Source organism: Streptomyces sp. NPDC058221, assembly GCF_042882365.1.
In the GTDB taxonomy this organism is placed as follows: domain Bacteria; phylum Actinomycetota; class Actinomycetes; order Streptomycetales; family Streptomycetaceae; genus Streptomyces.
Genome location: NZ_JBHVWF010000047.1, coordinates 23815 through 43635, shown reverse-complemented (window position 1 = coordinate 43635; position 19821 = coordinate 23815). Strand labels below are relative to the sequence as shown.

Sequence of the window (19821 nt, the reverse complement as noted above, 5' to 3'; positions counted from 1 at the left end):
GTCCTTGCTGATCTCAGATGCTGATACTCCGCTCACGGTACGCCCCGGGGCCGGCACCGGCGCAGCGCGCACCCGGCGCGAGCGCCCCCAGGGTCAGCAGCAGTTGCGCCGCCACATAGGTGAGCATGATCCAGAAATCGGGTGCGGGCGCCTGCGGCCAGTCGGCGACACCCGTGGCGATCAGCCCGTCGGAGACCAGGAAGAGCGCACCGCCGGCGGCGGCGTACCGGCCGAGGAGAGTGGAGCGGTAGGCCATGGCGGTGAGCAGCACGCTGTAGCCCGCGAGCGGGATCCGCAGCCCGGCCGGCAGCCCGTCCCAGAGCAGGGTGACGAACACGGCCGCTACAGCCGCGTACAGGATGCCGGGCAGCAGGCCACTGCGGGCCCGTCCGAAGAGCCGGAGGTAGCAGAGGTGCCCGGCCGCGAAGCAGCCCATCCCGATGAGGAAGGCGAGGTCGGCGTCGGCCAGCAGGAACACGTCGCCGCCCCAGCCGAGGAGCAGTGCGGCGATCAGCGGCCGGGGCCCGCGCCGGGCGGCGGCGTACCCCGCCAGCAGGGGCATCAGCAGCGGTTTGGCGACGAGGTGCGTGACTCCGCTGTCGGTGAGGACCGCGACGAGGTCGGCGGCGCAGACGGCGAGGAAGGCGATGAGCAGGGGGCGTACGAGACGCTCCCGCCGGTCCGGAGCAGGGCCGGCGGTCATCCGGTGCTTTCGGGTGCGGAGGCCGATGCGGGAGCGGCCGCGCGGGCGCTCACGGGTCCCGCGCCGGCCGGCTGCCAGCCCGGCCCGCGGAAGACCCGCCCGGCCCGCTCGCTCCAGCTGCCCGCCGCACGGATGTCGCGGGCGATGGCGGCGTACTCGTGGGTGGCGACGCGCAGCGGGTTGAACGTGTCGATGTTCTTGGTGAGCCCGAACACGGGCCGCTCCGCCTCCGCGGTGAAGGACCCGAACCACCGGTCCCACACGATGAGGATGCCGCCGAAGTTCCGGTCGAGGTAGCCGCCCTGTGAGGCGTGGTGGACGCGGTGGTGAGAGGGCGTGTTCAGCATGTACTCGAACGGCCGGGGCAGCTTGTCGATGCGTTCGGTGTGCACCCAGAACTGGTAGACGAGGTTGGCCGACGAGCAGAAGGCGAGCGCCGCCGGGTGGACACCGCAGGCGATCAGCGGGAGGTAGAACGGCCAGACGGTCAGCGACGTCCAGGGCTGGCGCAGCGCGGTGGAGAGGTTGAACTTCCGGCTGGAGTGGTGGACCACGTGGCAGGCCCAGAGGATCCGGATGACGTGGTGTCCGCGGTGCGACCAGTAGTAGAAGAAGTCCTGCCCCAGCAGCATCAGTGGGACGGACCACCACAGGACGGGCACGCGCAGCGGGGTCAGCTCGTACACCGCCGTGTAGATCGCGACGATGGGCACCTTCCACAGCAGGTCGAAGGCGAGGCTGCCCAGCCCCATGGTGATGCTGGTGACGGCGTCCTTGGCCTCGTAGCCGGCGGCCTCCTCGTCGGGGTGGAAGTGGTGGAGCGCCATTTCCAGGACGGTGAGCAGGACGAAGGCCGGTATGGACCAGAGCACTACATCGGGCAGGTTCGTCGGCATGTCTGCACCGTAGAGCGGCGGACCGGCCCGGGATAGACGTTGTTACCAACAAGTATGCGAGACGCGCTGTCAGCAATCTTTGGTGACTTCTGACAGCGCGATCGCCGTACGGCACTTCACCGCGCTCCGTCCCTGCCCGCCCGGCCGTCAGCCCAGCGGGGGCAGGTCCAGGTGTTCACGCAGGGTGGTGCCCCCGTACTCGGTGCGGTAGACCCCGCGTTCCTGGAGTTCCGGGACGAGCTTGTCGACGATGTCCGTGACGGAGGCCGGAAGCAGGTGCGGCAGGAGATTGAAGCCGTCGACGGCGCGGGTGTCCACATAGTGGGTCCACTCGTCGGCGACGGCCGAAGGGGTGCCGACGAACGACGGGTGCCCCGGGGACACTTCGAGCACCAGCTGACGTATGGACAGGCCGCGTTCGGCCGCGAGCTCCCGCCACTTGCGGATCTGGGCCGCCTTGCCGGTACGGCGGTCGATGGAGATCGTGCCGCGTGAGGGGTCGAGTTCGCCCTCGCTCGGCTCGATGCCGGGGAGCGGGCCGTCCGGGTCGTAGGCGGACAGGTCGGTGCCCCAGTACTGCTCCAGGAAGGCGATGGCCCGCACCCCGTTGATCTGCTCGCCGCGCACCCAGCGTGCCTTCTCCTTCGCGTCGGCCGCGGTGTCACCGAGGACGACGTTCGCTCCCGGCAGGATCCGCAGCGAGTCCGGCGTCCGGCCGTGGCGGGCGAGCCGGTCGCGCAGATCGGCCGCGTAGGCAACGGCCTTGCCGTATTCGGTGTTGGCGGAGAACACCACGTCGGCATGGCGGGCGGCGAGTTCGCGGCCGCCGTCCGAGTCCCCGGCCTGGAACAGCACCGGACGGCCCTGACGGCTGCCCGGCACGGTGGCCCTCGCACGCAGCGTCACGAGGTCGCTGTCCCGCTCCACCGGGCCGATCGAGCCGGGCCGTGCCCAGCTCGACTCGCTGCCGTCGGCCGCGACGGCGTCCGGTGCCCAGGACGCCCACAGCTCCTTGGCGGCTTCGACGAACTGCCCGGCGCGCTCGTAGCGGCGTTCGTGCTCCAGCCAGCCTCCGTGACGGAAGTTCGCCCCGGTCCAGGCGTTGTCGGTGGTGACGATGTTCCAGCCGGCCCGGCCCTCGGACAGCAGGTCCAGGCTGGCCAGCCGGCGGGCCAGGTCGGCCGGATAGTTGTACGTGGTGTTCTGGGTGGCCACCAGGCCGATGCGTTCGGTCACGGCGGCGAGCGCGGACAGCTGTGTGATCGCGTCCGGCCGGCCCGCCACATCGAGGTCGAAGACCTTGCCGCGGTTCTCCCTCACCCGCAGGCCCTCGCCGAGGAAGAACGCGTCGAACAGGCCGCGTTCCAGGGTCCGCGCGATGTCGGTGAACGTCTGGAACTCCGTGTGCGAGGGGGCTCCGGGGTCTGTCCAGATCAGCTGGGGCCCGACGCCGGTGAAGAACACACCGAGGTGGAGCCGGGGACGGGAATGGCGTTCGGTCATGGCAGTCACCTCAGGCGTTCGTGGCCGCGGCGGCGGCGTATCGGTTGGCGGGACGGGCAAGGCCGAGCGTTTCGCGCAGGGTGGTACCGGTCCGGGGAACACGCCGCGGCCCCGCCCCGGTCACCCTCGGCAGCACCCGCTCCGCCAGCACCGGCAGGTCGACGGCGAGTACGGCCGGATGCAGTCTGACTCCGTCGACCGAATCGGCCAGCTCGCGCAGCAGGTCCAGCAGCGATTCCGGGGAGCCGGCGTGACGCAGCCGTCCGGACTCCGGCCGGCCTGCGGCAGCGTCCAGTTCGGCGAGCCGGTCCTTGGCCGGGACCGCCGCGTCGAGGACCACCTCCACCTCGGCGAAGACCAGTGGCGCGCCCGCTTCCCTGGCCGTGGCCGCGCGGGCCGCGACTGCGGCGAGATCCGGCCGGCCGACCAGGACCACATCGGCGCGCGCGTCGGCGTCCAGCGTGTCAGGAGCCAGGACGACGATCTGGCCCTGTGGCGGGCGCGGAGTGATCAGGGGCCCCTTGACGGTGAAGGAGGCGCCTTCGAAGTCGATGTGGTGCACCCGTTCCGAGTCCAGGAACCGGCCGCTGGCCAGGTCCTTGATGACCGCGTCGTCCTCCCACGAGTCCCACAGGGCGCGGGCGGTGTCGATGACATCGGCGCTCTCACGGGCGAGCGCGGCGGCGGAGAGCGGCGCTCCCCCGACGGTGGCGAGCGCGTCCCGTCCCGCCGCAGCGCCGACCACCCAGCCGGCCCTGCCGTGCGAGGCGTGATCCAGGCTCGCCAGCTGGGTGGCGAGGTGGAACGGTTCCGTGGTCGCGACGTGCAGGGTGGGCGCGAGGCCGATCCGGTCGGTGAGGGGCGCGGCGTACGAGGCCCGGGTCCCGGCCTCCAGCCGTCCAGCCGCGTCCGGGCCCGCACCGGGCGGCAGGGGTGCGTCGGCGAAGGTGACGAGGCCGAAACCCGCGTCCTCGGCCGCTGCGACCACCTCGCGCAGCGCGCGGGGGCCGAGGACGGCACCGGGCGGGCGCCCGGAATGGCGCCAGGCGGCGGGGTGGGCGCCGTCGCCGTCGGCTTCCAGGGCCAGACGCAGTCCGGCGAACCCGGATTCGCGGTCAGTCATGGGGTGGTACCTCCGGTCGAAGTGGATTCAGGTGCGTACGAGTTGGCAGGCGATGGAGCGGGAGGGCACGCGGCGACAGGGCGCGGGGCGGGAGCCGGCGCGTCATGGCGGGACGGCCGGGCGCCGGACCGCTGCCGGGACAGCCACAGCGCCACCGCGAGTGCGGCGGCGACGGCTGCCGCGGCGCCCGACGCCATTCCCCAGCGCACCCCCGCGTGCTGGGAGACCCAGCCGATCGCCGGACCGCCGATCGGAGCTCCGCCCATCGAGATCACGGTGTAGACGGCCATCACCCGCCCGCGCATCGCGTCGCTGACCTCCGACTGGACGAAGGCGCTGACAGCGGTGTTGAGGGTCATCAGCATGAATCCGGCCGGCAGCAGCAGGGCGAGGAAGGCGGCATACGTCGGCATGGAGGCGGCCAGCACCTCGCACAGCCCGAACAGCACCGCGCCGGCGACCACCGTCCGCACCCGCGGTGAGGCGCGGCGTGTGGCCATGAGCGTTCCGGCGATCGTGCCGACGGACAGCGCGGTCGACATGAAGCCGAGGCCGCGGGAGCCGACGTCGAAGACCCGGCCGGCGAACAGCGTGAGGGTCGTGGAGAAGTTGAGCGCGAAGGTGGAGACGAGGCCGAAGACCGCGAAGACCGCGATCAGTTCGGGCCTCGCCGCGACATAGCGCAGCCCGGCCGCTCCCCCTCCCACCCATGGAGGCCGCTCCGTGGCGGCCGGCCCCGGCCGGGGACGGATGGTCAGCAGGCCCGCGAGAACCACCGCGAAGGACACGGAGTTCACCGCGAAGACCCCGCCCGTGCCGATGAGGGCGATCAGCACTCCGGCGATCGCGGGTCCGATGAGCCGGGCCGCGTTCAGGGACAGGATGTTCAGCCCGGCCGCGTTGGTGATGAGGGACCGCCCGACCAGCTCCGTCACGAAGGAGAGCCGGGCGGGGTTCTCCACCGTGAACACACAGCCCAGGCCGAACGACAGCAGGTAGACCAGCCACAGCGGCGCGTTGCCGGACAGCACGGTGACCGTCAGGAGCAGCGCCTGGAGCGCGTACAGGGACTGCGCCCACAGCAGCACGGTGCGCCGGTCGTACCGGTCGGCGAGCACCCCTCCCCACAGGCCGAAGGCCAGAACCGGGGCGAACTGCAGCCCCGCGGCCCAGCCGACGGCGGTCCCGTTGTGGGTCAGGTTCAGCACGAACCAGTCGAGCGCCACCCCCTGCATCGCGGTGCCGGTGTTGGAGATCAGGCCCGTGCTCCAGTAGATCCGGTAGTCACGCACCCGCAGCGCGGCGAACACGCCGGGGCGTGCGGTGCTCTTGGGCACCGTGATCCTCTCGGTCAGGTGTGCAGGCATGCCGGACGCGGCGATGGCCCGGTTACGGGACAGCCCTCAGGGGCTCGCGACAGACGTCGGCACAGGAGAAAAAGGGGATGGCGGACGCGCGGCGCACGCGGGCTGCCGCGCAGGGCGGCGCGTTCAGAAGGCGGCGCGGGCCGGGGCGAGCAGTGCGTACGCGCTCAGCGGCGCGGAGACGTCCCCGGACACAGCGCGCTGCTCACCCGGAGGAGGTCGACGTGGCGCCGGGCGACCAGCAGCTCGAAGAGCCCGGCGTGGGGCGGCACGCGGTCGTCGCACTCGCGGAAGGATCGCGCCTGCATGCCGGTCACCTCACAGCCGTCGGGTCGTCAGCGGTTCGAGGGAAGGCCGCCGATACGTGTGATCTCTTCACGTTAGCCGTTCGGTCACGGTTGGACAATGGCGTCAAGAGCGGCGCCAACTCTTCCTTCTCATACCGGTGTTCGAGCTGATACGTTGCGTGGCACCGTCCCTGGCGGACGATGCCGCATGTGCGAAAGGACCGCGCCTCCCATGCCGTACCAGCCGACTGACGCCGGGGCCACGCCCCCGAGCCGGGCTGCTGGTATGCGCCGCGCGGGATTTTTCCGGACCCGCCTCTCGGCCCGTCGCCACATCGATCTGCACCGCGTCTCCAGCGCCATCTGTCGGGCCTGACGTCATTACCGCCTGACCGGCCCGCCCACGGCTGTCGCCCGCCTGCCCGCACCCTTGTCCGCGCAGGTCGCTCGCCGTGTCCGGGAATCTCCCCTTTCCTGTCCTGGAGACACACCGATGTCCGGACCACGTCCGCAGCGCCGCACCGCCCTGACCTCATTCGCCGCCGTCACCGTCCTGTCGCTCTGCGCCACCGCCTGCTCCTCGTCCTCCGCGGACAGCCCGGGCGGCTCGACCCCGCACTCCGGAGGCCGTCTGACCTTCGCCCTGGCATCCGACCCGATCTGCGTCGACCCGCAGCAGGCAGGCAACAACGACGCGATCTATCCGGCCCGCCAGCTGGTGGACTCGCTGACCGACCAGGACCCCAAGACAGGCAAGATCGTGCCCTGGCTGGCGAAGTCCTGGAAGGTGAGCGACGACGCCAAGACGTTCACGTTCCGCCTCCGCGAGGGAGTCACCTTCAGCGACGGCACCCCGGTGAACGCGGCCTCGGTGAAGAGCAACTTCGACGGCATCATCGGGCTGGGGGCCAAGGCGGTCCTCGGCAGCAGCTATCTGGGCGGCTACCGGAGCACCACCGTCGTCGACGACTACACCGCCAAGGTCACCTTCTCCACTCCCAACGCACAGTTCCTGCAGGCGACGTCGACCTTCACGCTCGGGCTGCTCGCGGAGTCGACGGTGAAGCTGCCCGCCGACAAGCGGTGCACGGACAACCTGGTCGGCTCCGGACCGTTCACGCTCGTCGACTACACACCGAACAAGTCCGTGGAGGAGCGCCGGCGCGCGAAATACGCCTGGGGCTCCTCGCTGTGGAGCCGCAAGGGGCCCGCCTACCTGGAGAAGCTGTCCTTCAAGGTGATCCCGGAGTCCGGGGTACGCACCGGCAGCCTGCAGTCCGGCCAGGTCGACGCGATCGGCGGAGTGGCGCCGCAGGACGAGGCAGGGCTCAAGAGCGCCGGTCTCGCGGTGCGGAGCCGGGCCAACCCGGGGCTGCCGTTCGCGCTCTCGGCGAACGTGGCGCGGCCCGTCACCAAGGACGTCAGGGTCCGGCAGGCGGTCCAGAAGGCCGTCGACCGGCAGGAGATCGTCGACACGGTGCTGAGCGGCAGCTACGAGCCGGCCACGAGCGCACTGGCGAGCACCACGGCCGACTACACCGACCTGAGCGACGGGCTCGGCCATGACGCCGCGGGAGCCCGGAAGCTCCTCGACGAAGCGGGGTGGCGGACCGGACCGGGCGGCATCCGTACGAAGAACGGGAAGAAGCTCACCCTCAAGGTCGTGTGGGCGTCCAACTTCGGCCCCAATCAGACCGCCCTGGAGCTGATCCAGCAGCAGCTGAAGAAGGTCGGCGTCAACATCGTCCTGCAGTCGACCACCATCGGGGACTTCGTCTCCCTCCGGCAGAAGGGCGACTACGACTTCTCCTGGGGCAACTCGACACGGGTGGACCCCGACATCCTGCGCACGGGATTCTCCGGTCAGCTCCTCAACTTCGGCCATCTCTCCGACAGCGAGCTGGACGGCCTCCTGGACAAGCAGGCCGCCGCGAGCGACCCGAAGGAGCGCGCGGCGTACGTGGCGCAGGCCCAGAAGATCGTGCTGGACAAGGGCTACCAGATCCCGGCGTTCGAACTGACCACCGTCCTGGGCCTGTCCGACAAGGTCCACGACCTGGACTTCGAGGCCTCGTCCAGGCTGCAGTTCCACGACACGTGGCTGTCATGAGGAAGTATCTGACGCGACGGCTGGCGCAGTCGGTGTTCGTCCTCTGGGCGGCGTTCACCCTGTCCTTCGGGGTGCTGTACCTGCTGCCGGGCGACCCGGTGTCGATCATGGCGGCAGGCGGTGGCGAGACCAACGACATCGGCCCGGAGCAGCTCGCCGAGCTGAGGAAGTCGTACGGGTTCGACAAGCCGGTCATCGAGCAGTACGGCACCCAGCTCTGGCACGCCCTCCAGGGGGACTTCGGGACCTCGGTGCAGAGCGGCGACCAGGTCGGCCACCTGATCGCCTCGAACCTGCCGCCCACCCTGGAGCTCACCTCCGCGGCCCTGGTGCTGGCGCTCGCCCTGGGCGCGGGCGTGGCGTTCCTGGGTACGTACACCCGGTGGCGCTGGCTGCGGCAGGTGCTGCTGTCGCTGCCCGCGGCCGGCGTCTGCGCGCCGACGTTCCTGGTCGGCCTGGTGCTGGTACAGCTCTTCTCGTTCCGGTGGGGCCTGCTGCCCGCCATCGGCAACGAGGGCTTCGCCGGCCTGGTCCTGCCGGTGATCACCTTGTCCCTGCCCACCGGCGCGGTCATCGCCCAGGTCTTCGCCAAGAGCCTGCGGACCACCCTCGCCGAGCCCTACGTGGAGACAGCGCTGGCCAAGGGTGCGAGCCGGGCACGCGTGCACCTGCGGCACGCCACCCGCAACGCGTCCATTCCCTCGCTCACGGTGCTGGGAATACTGACCGGCAATCTGCTGGCGGGCTCGGTGGTCGTGGAGACGGTGTTCTCCCGGACCGGGGTGGGGCGGATCACCGCCACGGCGGTGAGCGCCCAGGACATTCCGGTGGTCCAGGGGCTGGTGGTGTTCGGCGCGCTGGTGTTCGTGCTGGCGAATCTGGCGGTCGATCTCGTCTACCCGCTGCTCGATCCACGGATCACGACGGCCGGGGCGGTGGCACGATGACCGAGCTCGCGACCGCCGAGGCACTGACCGGCACGGCGCAGGGCACGCGCCCGGCGGCCCCGGACCACCCCGTCCACGAGGGGGCGGGGGAACGGGCCCGGCGACTGGCCCGGTACCTGCTGCGCTCCCCCGGTCTTGTCCTGTCGGTCGTGCTGGTGGCGCTGGTGACCGTATCGGCCTTCTTCCCGGGCGTGTTCACCTCGCAGGACCCGCTGTCCGGGGTGCCCCGGGACAGGCTGCAGGGCCCCGGCGCGGATCACCTCTTCGGCACCGACCAGCTGGGCCGTGATCTGTTCGCCCGGGTGGTGCACGGCTCGGCGCTCTCGCTCCAGGCGACCGTGGTGGCGGTGGCCGTGGGCCTGGTGGTGGGATCGCTGCTGGGACTGCTGGCCGGGTTCCTCGGTGGGCGCCTCGACGACGTCCTGATGCGCTTCGCCGACGTCCTGCTGGCCATCCCGGGCCTGCTGCTGTCACTGGCCGTGGTGACCGCACTGGGATTCGGCACCGTCAAGGTCGCCATCGCGGTGGGCATCGCCAGCGTGGCGAGTTTCGCCCGTGTCATGCGCTCCGAGGTGCTGAGGGTGCGCGGCGCGGTGTACGTGGAGGCGGCACACTCCTCCGGGGCCCGAGGGCTCTCGGTGCTGCTGCGGCATGTGCTGCCGAACTCCGCCGGTCCGGTGCTGGTGTACGCCGCCGTCGACTTCGGCGCCGTCATCCTTCAGGTGTCCACGCTCAGCTTCCTCGGCTACGGCGCCGTCCCGCCGGCACCCGAATGGGGCTCACTGGTCTCGGGCGGCCGCGACTACCTGGCCACGGCATGGTGGCTGACCACTCTGCCCGGTCTGACCATCGCGGCCACCGTGCTGGCCGCCAACCGGATCTCCCGTGCGTTCGAACGGGAAGGCAGGGAGACACGATGAGCGACGAACCACTGGTCGGCATAAGCGGGTTGAGGGTGTCCTACCGCACCCGCTCGGGCGTCGTGCCGGCCGTGCGCGGGGTGGATCTGACCGTGGGGGCGGGCGAAGTCGTCGCGGTGGTCGGCGAATCCGGCTCCGGCAAGAGCACGACGGCGCACTCGGTCATCGGGCTGCTGCCGTCCGGTGGCTCACTGGACGCCGGGCAGGTCCTCTTCGACGGCGTCGATCTCGCCCGGGTGGGGGACAGGGAGCTCCGGGCCCGACGCGGCCGTGACATCGGGCTGATCCCGCAGGATCCGATGGTGTCGCTCAACCCCGTGCAGCGCATCGGGACCCAGGTCGCCGAGGTGCTCCTGATCCACGGGCTCGCCGACCGGGACACTGCTGCGGCACAGGCCGTGGAGATCCTCGGGCAGGCCGGTCTGCCCGACCCCGGGGTACGGGCCAGGCAGTATCCGCACGAGCTCTCCGGCGGAATGCGGCAGCGGGTGCTGATCGCCATCGCGGTGGCCGCCAGGCCCCGGCTGGTGATCGCCGACGAGCCGACCAGCGCCCTGGACGTCACCGTGCAGCGGCAGATCCTGGACCACATCGCCGGCCTCACCCGGGAGTCGGGCACCGCCGTCCTGCTGATCACCCACGACCTCGGGGTCGCGGCGGACCGGGCACAGCGGATCGTGGTCATGGCCCAGGGGGAGGTCGTCGAGACGGGTTCCACGGAGCAGGTGCTGAACGCCCCTCGGCACGCCTACACGCAGCATCTGCTGGCCGCCGCGCCGAGCCTGGCGGGGGGCCGGCTGGTGGCCCGGCGCCGGGATGCCCCCGGACCGTCGGTCGGGCCGGCGGGCAGCGCGCCGGCCGGTCCCCGCAGCCCCGACGGGGCCACGGACCTCGTCGTCGCCCGTCACCTCGTGAAGACCTTCCCGCTGCCCACCGGCGCGGGCGGGCCGGGCGGGGCACGGACCCTGCGGGCCGTCGACGACGTCAGTTTCAGCATCGGCCGCGGCGAGACGTTCGCACTGGTCGGGGAGTCGGGTTCGGGCAAAACCACCACGGCTCGCCTCGTGGTGCGGCTGGCCGATCCGTCGGAGGGCGGCGTCACCTTCGACGGGCAGGACATCACCCGGCTGCGCGGCGGCGCACTGCGGAGGCTGCGCCGGCGGATGCAGATCGTGTACCAGAGCCCGTACGCGTCGCTGGACCCGCGCCAGTCCGTCGCGGAGGTCATCGCCGAGCCGCTGCGGGCGTTCGGCATCGGCAGCCGCAGGGAGCGCGCACAGCGGGCGTCCGAACTGCTGGAACGGGTGTCACTACCGGTCGCCGTGCTGCGCCGCAGGCCGTCCGAGCTGTCCGGGGGCCAGCGCCAGCGGGTTGCTGTCGCCCGGGCGCTCGCTCTGGAACCCGATCTGGTCGTGTGCGACGAGCCGGTGTCGGCGCTGGATGTGTCCGCGCAGTCCCAGATCCTGGAGCTGCTCGTGGATCTCCAGCGTGACCTGGGCCTGAGCTACCTCTTCATCTCCCACGACCTGGCCGTGGTGCGCCAGATCGCCGACCGGGTGGGGGTGATGCGGCACGGACGACTGGTCGAGACGGGCACCACGGACGACATCTTCGCGGCGCCGGCCGATCCGTACACGAAGGAGCTGCTCGCCGCCATCCCCGGCAGACGGCAGCCGGCCGCCGACCCCCTGAACCCCGGGCCCCGGGCACGGCCCTCCGGGATCCGGAAGGCTGCCTCGACGCAAGGAGCACTGCACCGGACGTCCGCGCATCCCTGACCGGCACGGTCGGGACGTGCCCCGTGACCACCCCCGTCATGTGCACTCCGTGGCCGGCCGTGCCGCCGCGGGGACACCGGCGGCCGGCTCACGAACCAGTACGGCACCGGCGGCACCATCACCGGGACCGGCGAGCGGCCGGTCCCGGCTCACCACACCACGCACAGGAGCGGACATGAGCGTCCAAGAAGTCGACCAGGTGGAATTCGTCAAGGAGTGGGAGCAGTGGCACCGTGAGCACGAGGAGGTGCTGGCCGGACCGCACGGGTTTCTCGCCATCACGAGCCTGCACTGGCTGAGCCCCGAACCGACCCGGTTCGAGGACGCCCCGGGAGCCTGGTCGAGCACGCCCGACGGGGTGGTGGTCGAGCTGGCGGAGGGCGAGGAACTCACCGTCGACGGTGCGACGGTGAACGGCCGCCACGACTTCGGCGTGATCGGCGAGAGGGAGAGCCTGTACCCCGGCGCCGGCGACGCGGTGATCGAGGTCGCCAAGCGCGGCGGTCACGACATCCTGCGTCCCCGCCACCCCGGGAACACACTGCGTACCGCATTCACCCGCACCCCTGCGTACGCCCCCGATCCCCGCTGGGTGCGCGCCGGTCGCCTCGTTCCCTTCGACGCGCCGCGCTCGGTGACCGTCGGTGCGGCGGTCGAGGGGCTGGAACACGTCTACGACTCCCCCGGCCAGGTCGAGTTCGAGCTGGCCGGCACGGTTCACCGGCTCACGGCGTTCAACGGCAGGGCCCCCGGAAGCCTGACGGTGCTGTTCACGGACGAGACCTCAGGGGTGACCACCTACGCGGCGAACCGCGCCCTGCAGATCGCGCCCCCGGACGCCGGGGGCGGGGTGACGCTCGACTTCAACCGTGCCGCGAATCTGCCCTGCGCCTACACCGACCTGGCGACCTGCCCGCTGCCTCCGGCGGAGAACCGGCTGCCGGTCGCTGTCGAGACGGGCGAGAAGATCCCCCTGGAGCGCGGCGGAAAGCCCTGACGCCGTACGGCTGCCCGGCTCGTCCCGGCCACCGGAGCGAGCCGGGACCGGCGGATGCGGCTGCCGGGCCGGAGCCGTGACCACAGGCTGTCCCGGGTCCCTCGCCCCTCACACCCCCGCCGCCCCCAGCAACTCCCCCGCCGCATACGTCACCGCCATCGCCAGCGCACCCCCGCCCATGTTCCGCAGCACCGCAGGCCCCACCGCCGCGTCGCCCAGCCGGGCGCTCCACCAGCCCGTCAGGGCGAGTGCGGCGAGTACCGAGAGCACGGTCACCGGCAGCCGCAGCGACGACGGGGGCAGCACGATCGCCAGCAGCGGCAGCAGCGCGCCCACCGTGAAGGCGAGGAAGCTGGCGCCCGCCGCGTGCCAGGGGTTCGTCAGGTCGTCCGGGTCGATGCCCAGCTCCACCTCCGCGTGGGCGCGCAGCGCGTCGCGTTCGGTGAGCTGGACGGCGGCCTCGCGGGCGACCTCACGACTCAGGCCCTTGCCCTCCAGCAGCCCGGTGAGCTCGGCGAGTTCCGCCTCCGGGGTCTCCTGGAGCTCGCGCTTCTCCGTGGCGAGTGCGGCCTTCTCCGAGTCGCGCTGGGTGGAGACCGACACGTACTCGCCCGCGGCCATCGACATGGAGCCGGCCAGCAGCCCGGCCAGGCCGGCGGTCAGCAGGGTGCTGCGGTCGTCGGTGGCCCCGGCGACACCGACGACGAGGCCTGCCGTGGAGACCACGCCGTCGTTGGCGCCGAGCACGGCGGCGCGCAGCCAGTTCAGCCTTGCGCCCATGCCCGTGCTGTGCGGTTCGTCGTGCGCCGGGGTATCCGTCATCCGGGGATGGTCTCACCCCCCGGTGTCACCAGACGCGTACCGACCCGCCCGGCGCGAACGCGGGGCTGGTGGCGCCCGCGGGAACCTCCTTCAGGGGTTCGGCGATCTCGTCCACCGTCGGGCCCACCTCCGCCGCGACGCGGTCCAGTGCGGGCAGGTCGAATCCGTAGACGCGGGCCGCGTTCCCGCCCGTCATCGCCGCGACCTCGGCGGGCGGCAGCCCTGCGTACGCGATCCGCAGGCCCTCGCGCGAGTACGGGGCGGTGCCCTCGTCGTGCGGGTAGTCGCTGCCCCACATGATCTTGTCGAGGCCGATCCGGTCGCGCAGCGGCACCTCGTGCGGGCGCATGAAGCTCGCGCCGACGAAGCAGTTGTCGCGCCATACCTCGCTGGGACGCGCGCCCATGGAGTCCGCGAGGCCCGCGCCGAACTTGGACTCGGCGGTGACCGCCCGGGAGGCCGCGGCGACCAGTCTGCCGTGGTAGTAGTCGAGCATCTCCACGACGCCCGGGATCCAGCCGGAGCCCTGTTCGGTGAGGACCAGTTTCAGGCCGGGGTGGCGGCGGAACGCCCCGCCGAAGATCAGGTGCCACAGCGCCCGGTGCGAGAACCAGGTGGTCTCCACCATGAAGACGGCGCGGGCCGCGGGTTCGTCGCCCAGCGGCGGCGAGGCGGAGCCGCCGTGGTGGTTGACCGGTACGTCCAGCTCCGCGCAGACCGCCCAGAGCGGGTCGTACGCCGGGGAGTGCAGCTCCGGGACGCCGGATCCCGGTGGGGCACCGGGCAGCAGGATGCCGCCGGTGAGTCCGGCCTCCTTGGTGCGGCGGACCTCGCGGACCGCCTCCGCCGGGTCGTTGAGGAGGATCTGCGCGACGCCCGCGCGGCGGCCCGGGGCCGCCGCGCAGAAGTCGGCGAGCCAGCGGTTGTGGGCGCGCAGCCCCGCCCAGCGCTGTTCGTACTCGGCCCGGGAGGGTGCGGGGGCCATCAGGGAGGCGGAGGGGAAGAAGGGCGGGATGGTGTTGGGGAAGACCACCTCGGCGACGATGCCGTCCGCCTCCAGGTCGGCGAGGCGGCGGCCGGAGTTCCAGTTGCGGTCGGCGGTGTCGGCCACCAGGTCCTCGTACGGGTTGACGTAGGTGGCCGCCCAGGCGTCGAAGTCGTCGTGGTGCGCCGCCTCCAGGTAGGGCTTGTAGTCGAGGAGGTCGGCGCCGGCGTGGCAGTCGGCGGAGATGACGGTGTAGCGGTCCGTCATGACGCCCCCAGGACCGGGAAGTCGTTGTCGGTCAGCCAGTGGCGGCCCACTTCGCGCGAGCGGGCCCAGGAGGCCTCGACGGCCGTCTGGTCGGCGCTCTGGCCCAGGTCGGCCGGGGTGGGGCCGATGCGGGCGGCGAGCGGGGCGAGCCGGTCCGTGTCGAAGCCGAAGACCTCGGCGGCGGCCAGGCCCAGCATCCGGCGGGTCTCGGTGACGGGGATGTCGTGGAAGGTGTTGCGCAGCCAGTTCGCGGAATTCGGCCAGGTGCCCTCGGGGTGCGGGAAGTCGCTGCCCCAGAGGATGTTGTCGACGCCGATCTCGTACCGCTGGGCGAGCTCGCGGCGTTTGGTGTTGGTGGCGCAGATGAAGACCTGGCGGTCGAGGTACTCGTGCGGCGGGCGCTTCAGCTCGGCGAACGGGGAGAGCTTCTTGCCGCCGTGGGCGCCGAGGTAGAGCCGGTCCATGAACCACAGCAGGTTCGGCAGCCACCAGCAGCCGGACTCGGCGACGCCGAACTTCAGCCCGGGGTGGCGTTCGAAGGCGCCTGACCAGAGGAGGAACCACAGGGGTCGCGAGGGCCACCAGGTGACCTCGGAGACGTAGATCCCGAGGTGGTCGCCGTACTCGTGGCGCGGGGCCGCGCCCGAGTGGGTGACGATCGGCATTCCGGTCTCGGCGGCGGCCGCCCAGACCGGGTCGTAACGGCGGTCGTGGTACGGGGCCTTGTCCACCCACATGGAGGGGATCATCAGGGCGCCGAGGCCGGACTCCTTCGCCCGGTGGATCTCGGCGACGACCCGGCCGGTCTCGCCGGTGACGGGCAGCAGGGCGACCCCGCAGTGGCGTTCGGGGTGCTGGGAGACGAAGTCGGCGAGCCAGCGGTTGTGGGCCTGCGCACCGGCCATGCCCAGCTCCGGGTCCTGGTCGCCGGAGAGTCCGAGACCCACGCCGAAGGGGGCCGCGGTGCGGCTGTCGACGGCGTCCGCGTCGGGGAAGACGACCTCGGCGGCGACACCGTCGCCGTCGAGCTCCTTGAGCCGCTGAGTGGTGTCCCAACCACCCCTGAGACCTTCCTCGTTGTCCTGGAACCACTTGTCGGCGAAGGCCTCGTTGCGGACCCCGAGGCGGGTCATCTCCTCGCGGCGGCGGTCCCGACCGGCGAGGAAGTCGTCGAACTCCCGGTGGAAGCGGCTGTCGAGATAGGGCCGGTACTCCTCGGTGGGCAGTCCGGCGTGGCAGTCGGAGGAGATGATCAGGTACGGGTCGTCGGTCATGGCTCGCTCCTCAGTCGAGTACGAACTTCTCCAGGTAGGACGGGTTGGCGCGGTCGAGCATCGACTGCGACCTGGCGCGGATCTGGCTGTCGCTGTGCTCGCTGTCCGGCAGCATCCAGAAGCGGCCGGCCCTGATGCCGTCCACGACGGTCGCGGCGACGTCCTCCACGGGGGTGAACTCCACCTCGTGGCCCGCCGACCGCATCGCACTCTCCCACTGGTCGAGGCTGCGGTACGGGGTCCGGCGCGGGCGTTCCTTCGCGTACCGCTCGGGACGGTTGCGGTGGGATTCCCACAGTCCGGTGCGGAGCATGTGCGGGCCCGGGAAGAGGACCGAGGCGCCTACCGCCGCGTCCTCCGCCCGCAGATGCGCGTACAGCGATTCGGTCATGGTGACGACGGCGGACTTGGTGACGGCGTACACGGATGCGGTGGGCAGCGGGGCGATGCCGCCGTCGCCGGAGGAGGTGTTGACGACGTGGCCGGGGGCGCCGCCTTCGAGCATGCGGGGGACGAAGGCCTGGATGCCGTGGAAGACACCCCAGATGTTGACGGCGAAGGCCCACTTCCAGTCGTTGGGCTCGTGCTCCCACATCCGGCCCTCGGCGCCCGATCCGACCCCGGCGTTGTTGCACAGCACGTGCACGGCGCCGAAGGCGTCGTACGCGGCGTCGGCCAGGGCCCGCACGGAGTCCCGTTCACTGACGTCGACGACTTCGGCCAGCACCTGCGCACCGTCCCGGCGCAGTTCGTCCGCCGCCGTGGTGAGTGCGCCCTCCTCGACGTCGGCGAGCACCACGTTCAGCCCTTCGGCCGCGAACCGGCGGGCCATCGCGAGACCGATACCGCTCGCGGCCCCGGTGACGACGGCGGTCTGCCCCTCCTCCAGCCTCATCGGACGCTCCCTTCGGGCGGGCCGTCGTGGATCTGCTGCGGATCGTCGTAGCGCTGGTGGACGTACGGCAGCAGCGCGTCGGCGTCGACCCGTTCCACCGCCCGGCCCTGCTGGTCGCTGGTCTTCTCGCCGATGGTGAGTTCGACCAGCCGGCGCACCGGGAGATCGGCGACCGGGTCGTACATCGACTCGCGCAGCACCACGTCGCCGGTGATCCGTTCCAGCCGGCGGACCTTCTCGTGCCGGGTGCAGTGGATCAGTACGGGGCCGGAGTCGAAGCCCTCGCCGTCCACGGCGGGCAGGAACTTGAAGTAGAAGTCGAGCTTCGTGGCCGGTTCGGGCAGCGGGAGCGGTTCGGCGACCGCGCCGCGGATCTCGACGAACGCGATGCCGTGGCGGACGAGCCGGGCCCGGACGACGAGACCTTCGCGTTCGACGCTCACCTCGCCGAGCTTCTTGGGTTCGCCGAACACCTCCCGGCCGCCGGTCAGCGCCCGCTCGTGGGTCATCGGCATGACCAGCGAGTACCAGCCCTCGTGCCCGTCGTGGACGGCGGCGACGGAGACGGCGCCCGCGCCGAGCGGATAGCCGGGCAGATCGACCTTGCTGATGCTCGCCCGGACGAGCGGGCGTCCGGAGGGTTTGAGGGGTGGCGGCAGGACGGCCGCCACCGCGTCGGGGTCGCTCTCCCAGACGGCGGTGACGCCGGTGGACCAGATGTCGGGGAGCTTGGAGCGGGCCTCACGGGATGCCGCGATCTCCGCCTCGGTGCGTGCGCCGTACCGTACCCGTGCCATTGCGGTGCCACCCTTCTCGGTCGTCCGCCTCCCGGCTCTCCCGCCGGGCCTGTAACACAGTTACACCGGAGACGATGAAGGGTAAATAGCCGTGCGTGTAACGGAGTTCTGGAGCCTGGAGGAGCTGTGGCGCGATCGGCGCTGACCCGCGACGAGGTCCTCGCGAGCGCTGCCGCACTCGTGCGGCAGCACGGTCCGGGGGCCCTCACCATGCGCAAGCTGGCCGCCGAGCTGGGCACCGCCGTCACCTCGATCTACTGGCACGTCGGCAACCGCGAGTCGCTGCTGGACGCCCTCGTGGAGCGAACCGTCGAGGAGATGGGGACCCTGCGTCCCACCGGCAGGCTGCCGGCCGACCGGATCGTCTCGGTGGCCCGCGGCCTGCGCCGCGAGCTGCGTGCCCGCCCGCACCTGATCGCGATGGTCCACGAACGCGGGCTGACAGAACGGATGTTCCTTCCCGCGCAGCAGGCACTCGCCCACGAGGTGCACGCCGCCGGGCTGCGCGGCGCACGGGCGGCGGACGCGGTCCGTGCGGTGCAGATCCACACCGTCGGCTTCCTGCTGGTGGAGCGGAACCGGGAGCGGTCCCCCGTCCAGTCACCCGCCGAGGGCGATCTGTGGAGCGAGTCGACGGCCGACGGGGATCCGGCGCTGGCCCGTGCGCTGTCCCGGCCCGCCGACCCCGACCGGCTGTTCACCACGTCCGTGCGGGCGCTGGTGGACGGGCTGCTGGCGGACTCGGATCCGTCGGACGGGGACCGGGGGTGACGGCCGAATAGGGGACTGTCGGTCGCGGCCCGTATTCTCTGTGACCATGCTCGACGACCGCCAGACCGCAGCACCGTGGCCGACCGCCTACCCGCAGGGGTACGCGGTCGTCGACGTGGAGACCACCGGCCTCGCACGGGACGACCGGATAATCTCCGCCGCCGTCTACCGCCTGGACGCGCAGGGAAATGTCGAGGATCACTGGTACACCCTGGTCAACCCGGAGCGCGATCCGGGTCCCGTCTGGATCCACGGGCTGACCAGTGATGTGCTCGAAGGGGCCCCGCTCTTCCCGGAGGTGGCCGCCCAGCTCTCCGAGCGGCTCGCCGACCGCGTCCTCGTCGCGCACAACGCCGCCTTCGACTGGTCGATGATCGCCCGGGAGTACGCACGGGCCTCGGTGATCGCCCCGGTGCAGCAGCGGCTGTGCACGATCGCGCTCTCCAAGGAGCTGCGGCTGCCGCTGCCCAACCACAAGCTGGAGTCGCTGGCCGCGCACTTCGGTGTCGTGCAGCAGCGCGCGCACCACGCGCTGGACGACGCCCGGGTGCTGGCCGAGGCGTTCCGGCCGAGCCTGCACGCGGCGGCGCACGGCGGGGTGCGGCTGCCGCTGCTGGAGTGCCGGCCGCTGACCGAGTGGTCGGACTCCCCCGTCACTCCCCGGGTCGGCTACCAGGCCTCGTACGGCGGCGGTCAGGCGAGCTGGCGTCCCTCGCGCAAGCGTCCGGCCTGCCCGTATCCGAACCCGGGGCGGTACGACAAGGACAAACCTCTCATGCAGGGCATGCGGGTGGCGTTCTCCGGGGACACCTCGATCGACCGCGAGCTGCTGGAGGACCGGGCGGTGGAGGCCGGTCTGCATGTGGCGACCAGCGTCTCCCGGCTGACGAGTCTGCTCGTCACCAACGACCCGGACGCGGCGACGTCGAAGACGGTGAAGGCCAAGTCGTTCGGCACCCCGATCCTGGAGGAGAGCGCGTTCACCCATCTCCTGCGGGATGTGGCCCCGGCGGCGAAGGCCCCGGCGGCGGCGCCGTCATCGGAGTGAACCGGGGGCGACTCGCCCGTCCGCCGCTCGCCCGCCACCGCCCTCGCGTCCCACCCTGTGGCGCATGGCACGTTGTGAGGTTTGCGGAAACGACTACGGGATGTCCTTCGAGGTGCACGCGCAGGGCGCGATCCATGTCTTCGACTGCTTCTCCTGCGCCATCCACCGCATGGCGCCGATCTGTGAGCACTGCCGGGTCCAGGTCATCGGCCAGGGCGTGGAGGTCGACGGGCACTGGTTCTGCGGCGGTCACTGCGCCCGCGCGGAGGGGAAGGTGGGCATCATCGACAGTGTCTGAGCACCGGACAGCCGACCCCCTCCGCGATGCACCCCA

20 protein-coding genes are annotated in these 19821 nt (G+C 71.7%); 9 read left to right on the top strand and 11 right to left on the bottom strand.

Annotation, left to right across the window (positions count from 1 at the left end; all coding sequences use genetic code 11):
- Positions 1 to 13: 13 nt before the first annotated feature.
- From ACFVW8_RS17345 to ACFVW8_RS17320, 6 genes are all read right to left on the bottom strand, one after another.
- On the bottom strand, positions 14 to 703 hold the full coding sequence (locus ACFVW8_RS17345; RefSeq protein ID WP_389690741.1) for a lysoplasmalogenase: 690 nt from the start codon (positions 701 to 703) through the stop codon (positions 14 to 16).
- A complete protein-coding gene (locus tag ACFVW8_RS17340; protein WP_389690739.1) occupies positions 700 to 1599 on the bottom strand; it encodes a sterol desaturase family protein in 900 nt (299 codons plus the stop codon). Before ACFVW8_RS17340 ends, ACFVW8_RS17345 begins: the two co-directional genes overlap by 4 nt.
- Before the next feature lie 147 nt (positions 1600 to 1746).
- On the bottom strand, positions 1747 to 3102 hold the full coding sequence (locus ACFVW8_RS17335; protein ID WP_389690737.1) for an NtaA/DmoA family FMN-dependent monooxygenase: 1356 nt from the start codon (positions 3100 to 3102) through the stop codon (positions 1747 to 1749).
- A 10-nt stretch (positions 3103 to 3112) separates the two neighbouring features.
- Entirely contained in the window at positions 3113 to 4225 is a 1113-nt protein-coding gene (locus tag ACFVW8_RS17330; protein WP_389690735.1) for an LLM class flavin-dependent oxidoreductase, read from the bottom strand.
- The gene (locus ACFVW8_RS17325) at positions 4222 to 5562 is read right to left on the bottom strand and encodes an MFS transporter (RefSeq protein WP_389690733.1); all 1341 of its coding nucleotides are present in this window, start codon (positions 5560 to 5562) and stop codon (positions 4222 to 4224) included. Before ACFVW8_RS17325 ends, ACFVW8_RS17330 begins: the two co-directional genes overlap by 4 nt.
- Positions 5563 to 5756: 194 nt before the next feature.
- On the bottom strand, positions 5757 to 5897 hold the full coding sequence (locus ACFVW8_RS17320; RefSeq protein WP_389690731.1) for a putative leader peptide: 141 nt from the start codon (positions 5895 to 5897) through the stop codon (positions 5757 to 5759).
- Positions 5898 to 5994: 97 nt separating this feature from the next.
- Between ACFVW8_RS17320 and ACFVW8_RS17315 the strand changes: the two genes are divergently transcribed.
- From ACFVW8_RS17315 to ACFVW8_RS17290, 6 genes are all read left to right on the top strand, one after another.
- Positions 5995 to 6252, top strand: a complete 258-nt coding sequence (locus ACFVW8_RS17315) for a putative leader peptide (RefSeq protein WP_389690729.1) — start codon at positions 5995 to 5997, stop codon at positions 6250 to 6252.
- A 117-nt stretch (positions 6253 to 6369) separates the two neighbouring features.
- The gene (locus ACFVW8_RS17310; protein WP_389690727.1) at positions 6370 to 7986 is read left to right on the top strand and encodes an ABC transporter substrate-binding protein; all 1617 of its coding nucleotides are present in this window, start codon (positions 6370 to 6372) and stop codon (positions 7984 to 7986) included.
- The gene (locus tag ACFVW8_RS17305) at positions 7983 to 8933 is read left to right on the top strand and encodes an ABC transporter permease (RefSeq protein WP_389690725.1); all 951 of its coding nucleotides are present in this window, start codon (positions 7983 to 7985) and stop codon (positions 8931 to 8933) included. Before ACFVW8_RS17310 ends, ACFVW8_RS17305 begins: the two co-directional genes overlap by 4 nt.
- On the top strand, positions 8930 to 9853 hold the full coding sequence (locus ACFVW8_RS17300; protein ID WP_389690723.1) for an ABC transporter permease: 924 nt from the start codon (positions 8930 to 8932) through the stop codon (positions 9851 to 9853). Before ACFVW8_RS17305 ends, ACFVW8_RS17300 begins: the two co-directional genes overlap by 4 nt.
- Positions 9850 to 11631, top strand: coding sequence for a dipeptide ABC transporter ATP-binding protein (locus tag ACFVW8_RS17295; RefSeq protein WP_389690721.1), 1782 nt, complete (start codon positions 9850 to 9852; stop codon positions 11629 to 11631). The genes ACFVW8_RS17300 and ACFVW8_RS17295 overlap by 4 nt, the downstream gene beginning before the upstream one ends.
- A 175-nt stretch (positions 11632 to 11806) precedes the next feature.
- Positions 11807 to 12628 carry a DUF1684 domain-containing protein gene (locus ACFVW8_RS17290; protein ID WP_389690719.1) on the top strand — a complete coding sequence of 274 codons (822 nt, stop codon included), beginning with the start codon at positions 11807 to 11809 and terminating at the stop codon, positions 12626 to 12628.
- Between the two features lie 108 nt (positions 12629 to 12736).
- On the opposite strand, the gene ACFVW8_RS17285 is transcribed toward ACFVW8_RS17290, so the two are convergent.
- Genes ACFVW8_RS17285 through ACFVW8_RS17265 form a run of 5 tightly spaced genes read right to left on the bottom strand, consistent with a single transcriptional unit; the run spans position 12737 to position 17668 of the window.
- Positions 12737 to 13450, bottom strand: a complete 714-nt coding sequence (locus ACFVW8_RS17285; RefSeq protein ID WP_389690717.1) for a VIT family protein — start codon at positions 13448 to 13450, stop codon at positions 12737 to 12739.
- Between the two features lie 25 nt (positions 13451 to 13475).
- Positions 13476 to 14702 carry an amidohydrolase family protein gene (locus ACFVW8_RS17280; RefSeq protein ID WP_389690715.1) on the bottom strand — a complete coding sequence of 409 codons (1227 nt, stop codon included), beginning with the start codon at positions 14700 to 14702 and terminating at the stop codon, positions 13476 to 13478.
- Positions 14699 to 15976 (bottom strand): amidohydrolase family protein, encoded by a 1278-nt coding sequence (locus ACFVW8_RS17275; RefSeq protein ID WP_389690713.1) that lies wholly within the window; start codon positions 15974 to 15976, stop codon positions 14699 to 14701. The genes ACFVW8_RS17280 and ACFVW8_RS17275 overlap by 4 nt, the downstream gene beginning before the upstream one ends.
- Positions 15977 to 15986: 10 nt before the next feature.
- Positions 15987 to 16871, bottom strand: a complete 885-nt coding sequence (locus ACFVW8_RS17270; protein WP_389690711.1) for an SDR family NAD(P)-dependent oxidoreductase — start codon at positions 16869 to 16871, stop codon at positions 15987 to 15989.
- Positions 16868 to 17668 (bottom strand): acetoacetate decarboxylase family protein, encoded by an 801-nt coding sequence (locus ACFVW8_RS17265; protein ID WP_389690709.1) that lies wholly within the window; start codon positions 17666 to 17668, stop codon positions 16868 to 16870. The genes ACFVW8_RS17270 and ACFVW8_RS17265 overlap by 4 nt, the downstream gene beginning before the upstream one ends.
- A 126-nt stretch (positions 17669 to 17794) precedes the next feature.
- On the opposite strand from ACFVW8_RS17265, the gene ACFVW8_RS17260 reads away from it, so the two are divergent.
- The 3 genes from ACFVW8_RS17260 to ACFVW8_RS17250 all read left to right on the top strand — a co-directional run bounded on the left by ACFVW8_RS17260 (position 17795) and on the right by ACFVW8_RS17250 (position 19785).
- Entirely contained in the window at positions 17795 to 18439 is a 645-nt protein-coding gene (locus ACFVW8_RS17260; protein WP_389690707.1) for a TetR/AcrR family transcriptional regulator, read from the top strand.
- 40 nt (positions 18440 to 18479) lie between these two features.
- On the top strand, positions 18480 to 19487 hold the full coding sequence (locus tag ACFVW8_RS17255) for a DEDDh family exonuclease (protein WP_389690705.1): 1008 nt from the start codon (positions 18480 to 18482) through the stop codon (positions 19485 to 19487).
- A gap of 64 nt (positions 19488 to 19551) precedes the next feature.
- Entirely contained in the window at positions 19552 to 19785 is a 234-nt protein-coding gene (locus ACFVW8_RS17250) for a hypothetical protein (protein WP_389690703.1), read from the top strand.
- The last annotated feature ends 36 nt before the right edge of the window (positions 19786 to 19821 follow it).